The organism is Lyngbya confervoides BDU141951 (assembly GCF_000817775.3).
Taxonomy (GTDB): Bacteria; Cyanobacteriota; Cyanobacteriia; order Thermosynechococcales; family Thermosynechococcaceae; genus Lyngbya; species Lyngbya confervoides.
The window spans coordinates 1-14,328 of record NZ_JTHE03000108.1; the positions used below are offsets into that span (position 1 = coordinate 1).

Genomic DNA, 14,328 nt, shown 5'->3' on the forward strand with positions numbered 1-14,328 from the left:
TTGATAGGAAATTACATTATCGCTCAAATTCAGATATTGAAAGGATTAACACTGACCCAGGCAACGGAACCAGTGCCACGACAACAGCTTCGCCAAATTTCCCCAGTGGCGCTGGACAGTGTGTAATTTCCAGCAGTTGATGCCCACCAAGATGATCAGTCGTCGATTAGAGCCTTCACATCCCCTCGAACAAAAAGCGATAGCCGGGATTGATGAAGTGACCTTCATGCCCCTGGGTTCGACCAAGCCCATGACCTGGAAAGAATCCCTGGCAGCTAATTTTACCGATGGGATTCTGGTCATGCACCGAGGTAAGGTGGTTTACGAAGCTTTCTCCGGTTGCCTCACCCCTTATAACCGACATGGGGCGATGTCCATGACCAAATCCCTGATTGGCTTACTCGGGGAAATACTGGTAGAGGAAGGTAAACTTGATGAAGACCGCTTGATCCGGGAATACATCCCGGAATTAACGGACAGTGCTTTTGGTGACGCTACGGTGCGTCAAGTTCTAGATATGAGAACTGGCTTGGCCTACAGCGAAGATTATAGCGATCCCAATGCTGAGGTCTGGCAACATGCAGCGGCTGGAAATCCCCTCCCCAAACCTGCTGACTATACTGGTCCGAGAACCTATTTTGAATTTCTGCAGACGGTGCAAAAGGAGGGGCAGCATGGTTCTAGTTTTGCCTACAAAACCATCAATACCGATGTCTTGGGCTGGTTAATCAGTCGTGTCACCGGTCAATCTGTCTCTGAGGTCATTTCCGAAAAAATTTGGAGCAAAATAGGTGCGGATATGGATGCTTTCATTTCCGTTGATTCTATTGGAACACCGTTTGCGGGCGGCGGATTTAATTCTAGTCTGCGTGACATGGCTCGTTTCGGGCAAATGATGCTTAATGAAGGCAAAGTTTTGGATCAGCAGGTTGTTCCTGCCTCGGTGATTCAGAGGATTCGTAAGGGTGGCAGTCGCCGTGCCTTTTCAGATGCTGGATATAAGTTGCTCAAAGGCTGGAGCTATCGTGGTATGTGGTGGATTAGCCACAACAAACATGGTGCCTACATGGCACGGGGTGTACATGGTCAAGTTCTCTACATTGATCCAACGGCTGAAATGGTCATTGCCCGATTTGCATCACATCCAGTGGCTGGCAATGCCGCCATCGATCCAACTAGTTTACCCGCGTATCAAGCTGTTGCAGAATACCTGATGCAACTTGAGCATTCCCAGGTATCTCGCTAGGGACATCAACATTACTTCAACATTACTTCAACTTTTGATCGCTGCTAGAGCCGGTGAGATATGCATCCTAGACGGTATCAAACATTCATGCAGTCCAGATGCGTACTAACTTTCACGACGGTGGCGTGAATTTCAAACTAGGCTTCCGTCCTCTCCACAAGGCTTGATACATTTGACAAGAAATCAATGCGTAATCACAACATTTTAATACTAATAAGGTTCATTGAGATTTTAAAGTCCCTTTTTCTCAGCTTACTTTTCGTTTCTAAAGTCGTCGCGCAGGATTACAGCACACCATGCGAGCCGGCATCAATCCGACCAGAAACCGCTGCTGCCTCTGAAGCTGAAGTTCCTATTGAGGAGAAAACCCCGCTTAATACCGATCAATCCTCTGGGATCGAAACACCTAATTCCGATACGATTCGACGCGACGTCAGTTTGAGTGAAGGCCAAACCTGTGAGGATGCGATCGCAGCAACGAATCCTGAAGGGCAAGATCCCGCCGAAGCGAAATCAGAAGATCACAAAACACGTGATCCAATGTTACTCTACGATAACCATGGCTTGGAGGTTCGTGCACACATCCAAGCTGGACTAAATATTGTCGGAGAGCGAAATCTCTTCTGGAATCTATCTGATACCTTTGCTGCAGATGCAGCATTCAATCCCGATACAGACTGGCTAGAACTTTATGCCAAGCCCGGACTGAGTTTTAAAGGTATATTAAGCAATGATACAAGTCTCTATGGAAAAGTCTCTACTGTAGTATCAGGAACTCTGGGAACCGATGCATACGATACGGGTGACACGGGACGCATACTGCTTGAGGAGGGATATTTAGGCTTGCGAACCCAGACTTCCGAGGGAATTAACCTGGACTTTTCAGTCGGTCCTCGCGAACTCAAGTTGGGAAGCGGAATGCTAATTTCTAATGGAGCCTCTAACGGGTTTGAACGAGGAGCACTCAAGTTAGGTCCTAGAAAAGCCTGGGAATTCGCGGCAAGCGCCACCATCGCTTACAAGGATTTCACGAGTAAATTATTCTATCTTAACCCTCGCGAGTTAGCATCGAACAACAGTAATACCAGTCTGGCCGGGATAGATCTTCGTTATGACCGTCCCAACCAGAACTATATCGGTCTGACCTATGCCAATATTCTTGACTCGAATTCTGCTTACCCTCAAGCGGCTTTGGGCGGTATCGGTGCTCCAACCATTATTCCTGAAGCCCGGTCAGGCCTCAATGTCACTAATCTATATACTCGGGTCACACCCTTTAAGGGCAAATTTGCCCCCCTATTCCTGACACTGGATGCAGCCTACGAATGGAATAATAGAATTAATTTATCAGCCTGGGCTGGGCGTGTGCAGGCTGGTTATACATTCAAAAATCTGCCCCTGTCACCCACTCTAACCTACTCCTATCAAACTTTTTCAGGCGACGACCCCAATACCGGAACTCTAGAGCGTTTTGACCCGTTATTTTATGAAGGCTCACCCAGCAGTTGGGCCACTGGATCAAAGTCGGCTACCGTTTTCATTAACTCCAATGTACAAGCCCACCAGCTTGCTCTACGGTTATTACCCTCGGTCAAGGATACAGTAACGTTACGTTATGCTCACATCCGGGCAAATCAGTTGAATAGTCCGGTTCAGTTTGGTCAGGCAACTCGCTTCGACTTCTCAAATGGTGCAGGAGTGGTTTCTGGGGTCAATAACTCCCATCTGGCAGATGACTTTTTCCTTGAATACAATCGCGTACTCAATCGCAATACTTTCTGGACAACAGGTTTTAGTGTCTCATTGCCAGGAGCAGGGATTAGGGCTACTGTAGATCAAGATACTCCCTTGTGGTATGGGTGGTTTACCAATATTGTTGTTAATTTCTAAGGTATGGTTGAACTCTGCCTCCTGACTCACCCAAGCAATGGATGAAATTCTGACATCGATTCAAGTCTGGTGTTCAGTTAAATAATAACTGACCGCTTATAGCTGTCTAATACTGCTATCGAGTCAATATCTTGGCCCTTGGCCATCAATCAATTATCGACCTTGACAATAGTTCCATTCATTTAGATTCGGACCCGTGGATTCGAATCTTCCGCACGCTTCATGTTCTTAAAAATTATTACTCCATTTTGAAGCGGGTCTTAAATTATTCGGTCTTTATTACGCAAACATCAAGGATACAGCTATGTTTAAATTGGAGCTATAACCGTTGATTTTGTGAGAGTGGAGACTATTCGAGATGTTACGACTGACCCGTAGAACATTTGCATTCTGGATGGTTGGGATATCTACAGCGTTGGGAACAATCGATATTTTTGGAATCGCTAAAACAGTTTACGCACAATCCCTCCAGCAGCAGCATGACGAAACTTCTTCTGGTTTGAAAACAGCTTGGCAGCCTAAGGAAGGGAGCTGGACTCCCCAATCTCCTAAGCGTCTTGACATCGGTAAGATCAAAGTCATCTGGCTGAAAGGTACTCCTTACGAAATGGGAGTGCAGCAAGGCACATTTTTGAAGAAAGAGATTGGAGATCTAGGGCGAGAAGTTCTCAATGGATTAAGTTTTGCAGGACGGGGATTGGGGCTTTCTCGCTTGGCAACCCGACGGTCATTTCCTGGTGTTGTGGAAGAATGTGAGGGGATGGTTTCTGTCGCGAAAGACGTGGGCATGACAATGGATGCCTGCATGGTTCTGTCCTTTGGTGACGTTTTTCAAGAATACTTATCTTATTTGCTCCCAAAGGCTTTGTTTAACGATGGCTGCGCCCATTTTCTCACGGCTGGCTCTGCAACGCCCGATAACGGATTCTATCAAGGCTGGACTTTGGATAATAACAGTAATCCATTGCCCTACTGGATTGATAATCCGGTGATTCAAGTTCGACAGCCCAATGATGGTATTCCCCATGTGGCGATCACAATTCCTGGAGTGGGATGGCCTAATGCAGGCTTTAATGCAGAGGGACTGATCATTTCTAATAATACGTCTCATCCTAAGAATTATGAAGATTTGGATGTAAAGGGTAAGAGTACGGTGCAACTGATGGCTTACATTATTAAAAATGCAGGTACCTACGACGAAGCAAGGGCGATTATGGAAACCTATCCACGGATGCGTTCGAATTTGGTGATTATTACGGATGCAAAGTCACGGAAGGCAGGAGTCTTTGAACTATTGGGAAAGGAAATGGGAATTCGTGAATTACCTGCTAATGGTGTCCTATATATGACGAATCACTTTGCCTCCGCTGAGATGCTGGGACGCGACGCCTCAAATCAATCTAGCCACAATCGATTTAAGAGTTTTCAGCAACTCCTAGCCCCCGATGGTTCACGCTCAAAGTACGGACAATTCACGCCTCAGACGATATTGCAAGTCTTGCGCGATCGCACGAACCCAAACACGATGGAATCTAGCCCGACTACCGTCTATGACGATAACGCCAGCATTGGAGGCAATGGATCCTTGCGGCAGGTGATTTTTGATCCCGAACGGTTAATGTTCTGGGTTGCCAACGGTGAGGTGCCGATCCCCAATAATCCGTTTACCTGTTTTTCAATGGGAGAGATGCTAGGACTGACCAATGCGGTTCCTTGCCCATCCCCAAGCTTGAACTAAATTCCAGGTGATATATTTATGGCTCTAAAAATAAAAAAGATGTCTTATCTCCTTAACTTATTATCCCAGTCTGGTGATTTTCTAAGCAGGTCAAGACTCTTGAAGATCCTGTTCTCTATCGCTACGCTGGGAATGATTAGTCAGATTGCGAATGCGTCTAAGGCGATCGCCGCTGAAACGGTCATCTTGAGACATCGAAGCTCGCAAGAGAGTATTAAAATTCCTTTCCAGGAGCTAGAAGCCTTCGCTAAGGGAGGCTCCCCCTCCAGTCTACTCACAACCTTTTTAGATCGAAGCGGTACGTCTCCTGAGGAGATGTCTACCTTACTCGACGCATCCATTCCCGATACCGGAATTCCTCTGGGCAATACCGATGTCCAATTTGTACTGTTTCAGCTGAATAAGTTAGTAGGCGATCCATTAGATCGAGAAAATCCACAGCCGCTGGTGGTCTCACTAAGGTCTGCTTATCTCGACCAGAATATGTCTTTTCTAGAGTTACTCCGTCGCTATCCTAAAGCCGAAGTTGAGCTGAATGTCAGTGAGCTAAGCCGTGTTTATCAAGATGTGGATTTATTTGTTCAACGCATCTCACCCTTATTTAATTTTTTGGAAGATTTGCTGCCAGATTTAGTTTGTGACTGTCAACTGCCTTCAGATGAAGCGGCACCCGCACTTTTAAGCCTAAAACGACAGATAGAGATTAGCCCAGAAATTCGAACAGGTCATCACAGTTTTGCATCATCTAATGACAAGTCCGCCCTCCCGCCCAAGGCTAATGTTATTCCAACCGTCTCTTCATACCTTGCCTCGCAATCCGGGGGACAGGTATTTTTGGCAGCCTTAGATGGAACTAGGCTATCTCCAAAAACACCACAAGTCTCGCGCAAGGTCGTGCTAACATTCGGACCTGTGAGTCGATCTTTCAAGATTGAAGATTTGAATCAATTTGCGTTAACGGGAAAGGTTCCCAGCGAGTGGAAAAGTTATTTGAGATTGACCAAGATGAAACCCCAAAAACTTAGGGAATTACTGACAGATCAAAAACAGATAAATTCCAAGGATCTCGATAACCTACTCTATAGTCTTCCAGGAGAATATGCCCTGTTCCAACTCGGACAACTCGTGACAACCCCTTCCAAACAGACAAATGTGCAAGCCTTGCGCTCATCGATTATGCTATCTGCAATCAATGACGAACAGATTTCATTGCTAGAAGTGTTACAAAACTATCCAGGGCAAGTCATCACCATTGATGCTAAGAAGATGCTCAAATTCACCAAAAATTTGAAGGGAAAAGGTGCCGTAAAGTTGGCAACCGCAAACTTAGAGGATGTGCTGGTCGCAGCCCAAGAGGCGATCGCACAAGAGGTCTGTGATTGCGTAGAGCCACAACCTGAAAGCTCTAACTCTCAAAATTCATGGCTAGGAGCTGATCAACCGGATCAATTCTTCTTAGAAACTCAATGTCTCCTGTCTAAAGTCCAGTTCCTGCAGCAATGAGACACTGAAAGATTCTCTAAGGACTTTGTGAAGGGCATCATGCCTTTTGCGGAAGGGTGGGTTAAGATTTTGAGTCCTCGAAGATTGTCCAAAGTCCAAATCCGGAGGACGGAGGTTATGTCTCAGCAGTTGTATGCCTATTTCCATCGTTACCGACGCAGCTGGGCATGGGGTGTTTTAGGCTGGGTCGGAGCATTGGCGATCGCCTTACTGGTGGGTCTGTCTGCCCCGGCCCAGCCCGCTTCCAATTACGCCCTATCCCAGGCCGCCGCCGTTAATCAGGTGGCCCACTACCCGATTCAGCCGCTGCCCTCCTCAGCTGACTATCGTCCTGTGGGAGAATGGCTGGGACGCTTAATCCTACCTGCCGCCGCTGAGTATGACGCCGACCCAGGAGATTGGGCCTGGCTGGAGATCTGGCACAGTCCCGATCCCAACCTGCTGGGTAAAACAGTCAAGCTGACTTGGCAAGCGTCACCCGCCCTGGAAACTTACCTGGAGAAGGTGACTCGGGAGGTCCAGTTGACGCAGAAAGCCGAGAGCTTTGCCGCCCAGGGCAATATTGTGCCCAGCCGACTGAATGGGCGGCGGGCGGTGGGGCCATTGCAATCTTTAGCCGGAGCACGTCCGCAGGATGATGTGGCTGTGAAACTGGCGGGCCAGCCACAGCTGATCACAACTGGGACGGTTCCTGTGGTCACAGTGGCCCTGGAACCCATTCAGGTCACGGGGCGAGAGTATAGCCTGGTCAAGATTCTGGAGCCGGATACCCGTCGCAACCGCCCCCGGCCAGAGGTTTGTCCCGGTGAGCCCCCTTGCCCCACGGAGTATTTCCAGGTGCAGCACTTTGACCCGGCGACCAAAGACTTTTCGGGACTGGTCGAAACGATTCGGATTCCCCAACAGCCGATGCTGAAGGACGATCGCTTTTCCTCGAATATTCGTGATCTGGCGGACTCTCCGGCAGGGCGCGAGGGCTGGTACATTTATGGGGCGGTCGATCGAGAAAATATGTTCACCGTCCAGGCCCTCAAACCCCGTGCCCTGTTTCAAGTGCAACCTGATGAGGTAATTCTGGGGGAAACAGCTGGTCGCAACTACATTGATCGGGGCAATTGGCGGAATAGCGCAGCCCGCAAAGGCACACTTCAGCGGGTATTGGTGAGTCCCACTGCGACCGGGCCGGAGGCTGCCACGGCAGCCTGGCAGGAAGGCGACTATGCCTTGGTGATGCATCTGTTTGGCGGCATCGGCGGCGAAAATAAAGAGTTAACGCCCCTGGGTACCGTCACCGGCCATTTTTCCTTTGGGTTGGCACAGATTGCGCGGGAACCGATCACCCAGGAGTTGCAATTCAACATTCACTATCAGCAAATCTATGCCCACAATACTGGCGGCATCGTCTCGGGGACGCAAGACTGGACAGCCTATGCCGGTGATATGCAACGAGGCTGGATCGGCCAGCGTCCCTTTTCTGACATTCTGGTGAAGCTGGACGAGTTTGAAGATCTGCCCCTAGGAGAGACCCGGCTGTCTCTGTTTGAAGAGTTGCTGATTCAGTCCCAGGTGATGATGGCTCGCTATCGAACTGGCGATGGGACTGGGGTGGCAACGGTGACGCCCGCTACCTCCTGTGTGCAGGATTCGAGCCAGGCGTTGTATATTGCGATCGCCCAAATTCGCCACCAGGCTGAGACCGATCCCAATCTGGTGCAGTGGATCGCCAATCATCCCAAGGATCCCAATGTGCAAAGGATCGATCGGTTTGCCGCCCTGGGGAAGGATCTGACCCAAGCCTTATCGCCCTATGGGGTCGTGCGATCAGATTGGCAAAATAACGCCGAAACCCTGGCTGGGGTCAATGCGCGCGGCAATCAACTGGCCAACCGGAGCGGATTAGTCGCAGGCATCTTCAGTTGGCGCAGCATGATGCCCCGCTGGGCGCAAGACGACCTGGCCCTAATTTTTCTCAAGAACGATGCCGATCTCTGGTTTCTGCGGACGAACCAACTGGGCGGTTTTGACCCCAGCATTGCCCCGATTCCGCCGACAGCCCTGTTTGGCTTGATTCCTGGAGTCTCCAGAGTCGCCCTGCGCTTGGCCCGCAGCTTTGCCGTCCCGCTGTCGGGTCCTTGGGTCGGGGCCGTTTTGCTATCCCTGGGGATGATTGCCATCGGCCTGCTGCCCTTTGGACTCAAGAGTGGCTACCTACAGGGGCAGATTGCCCGAACCCCGCCCCTGCGCGGCCTGATCAACGGGGTGAAGCTGTTTTTATTCCCAGCCCTAGCAGAGGAGATCGTCTTTCGGGTCATGTTGCTTCCCCATCCCACCGAAGGGATCTCCCCAGCCTCCTGGCTAGCCTGGGCAGCCCTCAGTATCGGTTTGTTTGTGATCTATCATTGGGGACTCAGTCAAGTCCGTCCTGAGGCAGGAGAGGCATTGCGCGATCGCCGCTTTCTCCTGATGGTGGTTTGGTTTGGACTAATCCTGACGCTACTGTATGGCTTCACCGGATCGCTGTGGGCCGTGACAGTGGTGCATTGGGTCGTTGTCCTGGGCTGGATCTACGGTTTCGGTGGCTACCAGCGACTGCAAGGCATGGAGAGGCAATTGTCGTGATCCGACGGTCCTTCCCTATTTTCAATCTTGAAGGTGCAATGATGACCCATGAGTTAACAGCCGAAAAGATCGTCTGCCTGGAAGTTTTGGCGGTAGTGGCCACGCTCAAAGGCGACCCAACCCCGAAGGCGTTTGAAGCCTTTCTGGTGGCGCTGAGCACCTTTCAGCCCTTGCCGCCGGAGATCACGCCAGAAAGATTGCTCAGCCATCCCCCTGCCCTCGAAACTCGGCTGCCCCAGATTCAGACGCCCGCCTTGCAGCAGCAAGTCTATCGCGGGGCTTGCATGATTACCCGTACCCAAGGCCCGAAACCCCAAGAAGCCGCGCTTCTAGCCCGATTGAGAGAGGCGTTTCAGCTCTCACCCGAAATGGCGCAAGCGCTGGCTAAGCAACCTCTGATAGCCCCGCTGTCAGAGCAGTTGATGAACTCGGCCCTGACGGGTATGACTGCCCTGATTGGTCGCGAGGGAGACATGCGGCGACTGATTTTTGACTACGCGCTGGGAACTGCGATCGTGGGGCTGGTTCCGATCACAGGGGGCGGTTCCCTGGAGTTAAAGCTGCTGGTCGTGCTGGGGCTAATACTCAAAATGATCTGGGATATTCGTAATCTCTGGGGTAACCCTAAAGGCCAGGATCTTCTGGCGATGATTGGCAACGGGTTTGGGTTTCTGGGTGCTGTATTGTCGGGATTGCTGGCTTGGGCCACCGTGGTTGGTTTAGGTGTGGTAGTTCCATACCTAGGTGCCTTCGATAAAGCAGCGGGATTCGCTACCGCCACCTGGATTGTCGGGCAATCCACCCACCAGTTTTGCACCAGCCAAAAGCGCCCCGACTTCGTTGCCCTAAAGCGGATCTTCCCCACCCTGATCGATGCCAATCACCCCCCTCTCTCTTCTCTGAAAAACCAAGATCATGAACAAAGTTAATCGGCGCCAATTTCTGTTAGGAGGCGTGGCTGCGGGTACAGCTGCCACGCTGGGTACAGAGCACATCCGGCGATCGCGAGCGAAAGCCCGACAGGCCGCGATCGATGCCTACGTCGCAGAATTCTACGACCCTGATGACTTGATTCAATCGTCGGTTACGGAGGATATCCGCATGGCGGAGGAATTTCAGGCGATTCAAGCCGCTGCAGTGTTTCCTCCACCGCCCATACCCTACAATCGAGCCATCTCGAAACGGCTAATTTTGCTGAGTCGTCTTTCCACCCAGCAATACATCACCGGCCGCAACGACCCCAGCTACGATGGCAACCTGAAACAGCTATTTGACTACGCTCCTAGTCTAGATCAATACCGAGTGGTGACTCACTTCCGCGGCAAAGAGCGGCAAGTAAATGACAACATTGAAATTCAAGTCCCGCAAGCCCTGATCGACGACCCCACTCTGCTGAAGGATCCAACAGCCCTAGATCAAACCCTGATCCAAACCGAGGAGGCTATCCGCGCAGGAATCACAGCAGTTGTCAAGGTTGGGCGCACAATTGAGGCATTCTACGGTTTTTTATTGGAGTCCGACGAAGACAGCATCTTGGTCTTGCGGGGAACCCAGCGGATCGCTGAGTGGATCGGTAACATCTATGCCGTCCAGCAAGACTATCTGCATCCTCAAACCGGAGCGAAGCTAGGACGTATCCATCAGGGCTTTCGCGGTATCGCCGACACGATTATCAATCCGCCGGTGGTGGAGACCATGCGCCAAATTAATCCCAATAAGCCATGTTATTTGGCCGGTCATAGCATGGGGGCAGCCCTGGTCACCCTCCTGGCCCTAGATATTGCCCTCGCGGTCCCCCAAATACAACCCAACCTTCAGGTCTATGCCTATGCCGGTCCCCGCGTGGGGGATCCTGAATTTGCCCGGAGCTATGCCAAAATTGTGCCCAACAGTTTTCGAGTGACGAACATGGCTGACCCCGTTCCCACCCTGCCCCCGACAAAGCTTCAGAGTGAGTTTGTGCATGTGGGCGAAAACTGGGCTTTTCTCACTCAAGCGGGCGATATGCTGCCGAACCATAGTGTTGATACCTACCGCCGTGCGGTAGAAGCTGACGTTGAAACCAATCAAATTCGAAACTTTCCTCTGAGTGGTACTGCTTGAACGGCATTATTCCACTGATGATGGGCCGAGTGATTGTTCCTCTTCATCGTCTGACTATTACCGTTTTATCGTTGGTGTAGCACATGAACCGTCCAAGTAAAAAACAACGCCAAGAACAACTTAGAGGTGTAGACATGCATCAACCTTCGATTCGTAGGTCCATCGCTCTCGCCGCCAGCTTAGGCGCCGTTATTGTCCAGGGGAGTCTTGCCAGAGTGCAGTCTGAGCCTATTTGGTACAATTGCCTTACCCGCGAGGTATTTACACCAGAAAAAAAAGCCTGGTGCGATCGTTGGCAAGCCTTGCAATCAGCAACTTTTATTGTGCCTGTTGGCCAAGAAACTCATCCAACCTATACAACGGCGACCCTGTCCTATGGTCGTTATAAAGCAAGCCATGGGTCGTTATTCGTGGAATTAGTGAATCAGAAAGGGTGGATAACCTTTGGCGATTTGACGGGGAATGGTCGAGATGATGCTGCGGTTATTTTAAAAGTTGCCCATCATGCGTTGCAATCTCCCGCCGCGATCTACCTCAGTACGGTGCTAGATGTGGACGGTGATTTGCAGGTTCTGACTCCGATTAAACTCGGAGATCAAGATTGGGGCAACGGTCCCCTCAGCATCGAAAATCAGCGTTTAAGCATTCCCGTCTCCACCCTAACTTCAGGCCCAAATCGGCAATTTAAGGTTCAGAATTTTCGTATGCAGGAACAGTCCTCTGGGCAGATGTCGGCTCCAGCCTCTCTAGAAACAGCCCTTTGGGCGCTCACTCAGTACAGCAATGCGGCTGGAGAGGTTGTCCCCGTGCAGGCCACTAACGAACCGCCGACGATTCAGTTTCGTGCAGGGCAAGTTAGGGGGGTGGCCAGCTGCAATCGTTTTTTTGGTACCTATACTCTGGAGGGTCGATCCTTGTCGTTGCAACTTAAGGGGATAACAAAGATGGCTTGCCCTGGCAGTGTTGAAGCGCAGGAACAGGCCGTGTTAGCGGCATTACAACAGGTTAGAGCTTATACAATGGCTGATGGCGCGATGCAACTGCTCGATGATAGTGGAAACTCTGTACTGACCTTTACCCAAGTGGCTGCCCCTCCGTTAATCAACACGCCCTGGCAACTCATGAGTTACAACAATGGGCAAGGGGCAGTGGTATCAGCCATGTCTGGTGTTGTGGTTACTGCACAGTTTCATGACGATGGCCGACTCACGGGGATTGCAGGCTGTAATCATTACATGGCCAACTATGTGTCTACAGAAAATACTCTGGCGATCGCGCCAAGTGTCAGAACACGTAAGCTATGCAGACAACCCGACGGTGTGATGGAGCAGGAATCGGCCTACTTAAAGATACTAGAAACAGCAGAAACATACCGTATTGAGGGGGAAAGGCTGATCCTCGTGAATTCAGCGGGAGCAACCGTGGCGCAATTGAGGGCTGTTGATATGAATGGCACTTCTCCATAGCTTTGCTTTTAATACGCCTCACACGGGTGCCCGTTGTCAGATCTTCGGCATTATAATAGCGTTGCCAATACCGATCGACAGCATCAGGGCAGCCAGCACCAGCATGCCGAGGTAGACAGGGCGGTATTCGAAGCGGCCAGCGATGCCTCCGAAAAACAGGGCTATTGCGGTGAACAAGGTGTTGCGCACGTAAGCTGTGCTGATGTCGTTCGCGTACTGAAAGCGTTCTGATGACTGCTTGGAGGACTCCTCGGCCTTGTCTGCCGCCGCCCAGACTCTTGGTGCATATTCCGGCAGCGTGAACGGCGACGGCGCGTCGGGATTGTTGGCCGGGTCGAGCTTCAGCCACGCCTCGAAGGCCGACTCAAGCTCGGCGGGGAAGCGGTCACGGTAGTATTGCGCTAGCGGCTGATTGCCAGCCCTGCTCGCTTCCATCCATTGCATGAACGCCAGGACATCCATGATCTGCAATTGGCCCCCGCGGTTGAGGGCGCGCGTTGCTTCAAGGCGATGGCGCGCCGTGACCTGGGCCATCGTGGCCTGCTCGCTGGACCAAGCCGAGGACTGGTAGGCGCTCCAAGCGGCCACTAGTGAAGCGAGGGCCAATAAGATTGATGTGATGACTTCGAGTGCCTTGTCCTGTTTTCGCATGGTCCGTAACCCTTGCACTGTAACGAGCCGTTTTGCGGTCGCTTCCACAATACCAGGAGGCAAAGTTTCTGCCATCCCGCGCTTTGAGCCCAGACTCACAATCGTCAAGGCAACTTTGCACGCTGTCTAACTCAGTTTTTCTGTCTGCATCAAAACCTCCTTGCACTGAAGCGTTAGCCTGTGGTCCCTTCTACACAGCCCTGCTCAGACTTTCTAGATCGATATGACATGCCTCCTGAACAACCTCCTGAACTTTTCGGTATAGACCCCCTCCTCAACTTTTGAGAGAGTTCTGTTAGGTCGTTCACCAGGTTCATCCCAATCCAGGGAAGTCAATGGATGACTCACCTCGATAGGCCTCAAACCCAAGTCTTATTGGGTCTTTAATCACCTTTTTCCCTTGTTCCTCAACAAATTAACGATTCAAGCCATTTTATATTACTGGAGAGAAATCATGGAATTAAAGTATCGCGGAACCCCCTACACCCGCACCCCTTACGAGATTGAGCTGGTCGAGATGGAACAGCAGGCGACCCATCTTGGACGAGGCTATCGCATGAGACGCCCAAAACAACCCATAGCCCCCGTTAAGCTGATTTTAGAGGGCACCTTTCTAGGCAGAAAACTGAATACAGTCAACTATGCCTAATTGTCTCTAATTTCTTGCCTGAACGCTCCCCTAGAAGCCCAGGCCCCACAGAGAATCACTCAAGATACCCTGGGAAAGCCAACCTGATGGAGATTAACCAATCCAGTGGACGCTTACGGGGTATCTTGATGCTGTTTTGAATGAATCGATCTTCAGGGCGTCAACGCAGAACTTACACCATCTCCTGGATCTTTTGCTTGAGACCCTCCTTCACGCTGGATAAGGATAGCCTCCGCTTTGAGCGTTTAACAATGGCACTGGCCAGGTCATCAAGGAGCTTCTCCCCCACCTCCGTTTCCTGGGCGATCGCCGTCAGGATGGCCCGTTCCTGATCTGGGTCCTCCGGCAAAATCTTCTTCAAGGTGGGGCCGTACAGATGCGTCACCACTTTTTTGTAGCCCTTGGGCCAGGACAGTTCGGCGCTGTCTGGGTCTGCCGAGACTTCCTGAGTGGAGGCAACGGA

Annotated in this window: 10 protein-coding genes and 1 pseudogene; 9 read left to right on the forward strand and 2 right to left on the reverse strand. The window is 51.0% G+C overall.

Going from position 1 to position 14,328, the window contains the following annotated elements; translation table 11 throughout:
- Window positions 1-79: 79 nt before the first annotated feature.
- The 8 genes and pseudogenes from QQ91_RS19265 to QQ91_RS19300 all read left to right on the forward strand — a co-directional run.
- Window positions 80-1,246: pseudogene (locus tag QQ91_RS19265) on the forward strand (serine hydrolase domain-containing protein); the annotation flags it as partial.
- Window positions 1,247-1,432: 186 nt separating this feature from the next.
- Window positions 1,433-3,136 (forward strand): alginate export family protein, encoded by a 1,704-nt coding sequence (locus QQ91_RS19270; RefSeq protein ID WP_201277506.1) that lies wholly within the window; start codon window positions 1,433-1,435, stop codon window positions 3,134-3,136.
- Window positions 3,137-3,494: 358 nt separating this feature from the next.
- Window positions 3,495-4,874 (forward strand): C45 family autoproteolytic acyltransferase/hydrolase, encoded by a 1,380-nt coding sequence (locus QQ91_RS19275; RefSeq protein WP_166283394.1) that lies wholly within the window; start codon window positions 3,495-3,497, stop codon window positions 4,872-4,874.
- Window positions 4,875-4,892: 18 nt separating this feature from the next.
- Window positions 4,893-6,377, forward strand: a complete 1,485-nt coding sequence (locus tag QQ91_RS19280; protein WP_166283396.1) for an alpha/beta hydrolase — start codon at window positions 4,893-4,895, stop codon at window positions 6,375-6,377.
- 117 nt (window positions 6,378-6,494) lie between these two features.
- Window positions 6,495-8,996: a CPBP family glutamic-type intramembrane protease gene (locus QQ91_RS19285; protein WP_166283398.1), complete on the forward strand. Its 2,502-nt coding sequence runs from the start codon at window positions 6,495-6,497 to the stop codon at window positions 8,994-8,996.
- Window positions 8,997-9,034: 38 nt separating this feature from the next.
- On the forward strand, window positions 9,035-9,925 hold the full coding sequence (locus tag QQ91_RS19290; RefSeq protein ID WP_201277507.1) for a hypothetical protein: 891 nt from the start codon (window positions 9,035-9,037) through the stop codon (window positions 9,923-9,925).
- Entirely contained in the window at window positions 9,912-11,099 is a 1,188-nt protein-coding gene (locus QQ91_RS19295; protein WP_166283400.1) for a lipase family protein, read from the forward strand. The genes QQ91_RS19290 and QQ91_RS19295 overlap by 14 nt, the downstream gene beginning before the upstream one ends.
- Before the next feature lie 134 nt (window positions 11,100-11,233).
- Window positions 11,234-12,565, forward strand: coding sequence for an META domain-containing protein (locus tag QQ91_RS19300; protein ID WP_166283402.1), 1,332 nt, complete (start codon window positions 11,234-11,236; stop codon window positions 12,563-12,565).
- Between the two features lie 36 nt (window positions 12,566-12,601).
- Here the strand turns inward: QQ91_RS19300 and QQ91_RS19305 are convergent, their stop codons facing one another.
- Complete coding sequence (locus tag QQ91_RS19305; RefSeq protein WP_201277508.1) at window positions 12,602-13,216, reverse strand: hypothetical protein; 615 nt, start codon at window positions 13,214-13,216, stop codon at window positions 12,602-12,604.
- A 454-nt stretch (window positions 13,217-13,670) separates the two neighbouring features.
- On the opposite strand from QQ91_RS19305, the gene QQ91_RS19310 reads away from it, so the two are divergent.
- The gene (locus QQ91_RS19310; protein WP_166283406.1) at window positions 13,671-13,865 is read left to right on the forward strand and encodes a DUF4278 domain-containing protein; all 195 of its coding nucleotides are present in this window, start codon (window positions 13,671-13,673) and stop codon (window positions 13,863-13,865) included.
- Between the two features lie 172 nt (window positions 13,866-14,037).
- Here the strand turns inward: QQ91_RS19310 and QQ91_RS19315 are convergent.
- Window positions 14,038-14,328 (reverse strand): hypothetical protein (locus QQ91_RS19315; RefSeq protein ID WP_166283408.1); only part of this gene is annotated, 291 nt, incomplete at its 5' end.

Excerpts from the sequence above, each read along its gene's own strand:
- QQ91_RS19275 (WP_166283394.1), top strand. The coding sequence starts at position 3,495 with ATGTTACGACTGACCCGTAGAACATTTGCATTCTGGATGGTTGGGATA.
- QQ91_RS19295 (WP_166283400.1), top strand. The coding sequence starts at position 9,912 with ATGAACAAAGTTAATCGGCGCCAATTTCTGTTAGGAGGCGTGGCTGCG.
- QQ91_RS19310 (WP_166283406.1), top strand. The coding sequence starts at position 13,671 with ATGGAATTAAAGTATCGCGGAACCCCCTACACCCGCACCCCTTACGAG.
- QQ91_RS19305 (WP_201277508.1), bottom strand. The coding sequence starts at position 13,216 with ATGCGAAAACAGGACAAGGCACTCGAAGTCATCACATCAATCTTATTG.
- QQ91_RS19285 (WP_166283398.1), top strand. The coding sequence starts at position 6,495 with ATGTCTCAGCAGTTGTATGCCTATTTCCATCGTTACCGACGCAGCTGG.
- QQ91_RS19290 (WP_201277507.1), top strand. The coding sequence starts at position 9,035 with ATGATGACCCATGAGTTAACAGCCGAAAAGATCGTCTGCCTGGAAGTT.
- QQ91_RS19270 (WP_201277506.1), top strand. The coding sequence starts at position 1,433 with ATGCGTAATCACAACATTTTAATACTAATAAGGTTCATTGAGATTTTA.
- QQ91_RS19280 (WP_166283396.1), top strand. The coding sequence starts at position 4,893 with ATGGCTCTAAAAATAAAAAAGATGTCTTATCTCCTTAACTTATTATCC.
- QQ91_RS19300 (WP_166283402.1), top strand. The coding sequence starts at position 11,234 with ATGCATCAACCTTCGATTCGTAGGTCCATCGCTCTCGCCGCCAGCTTA.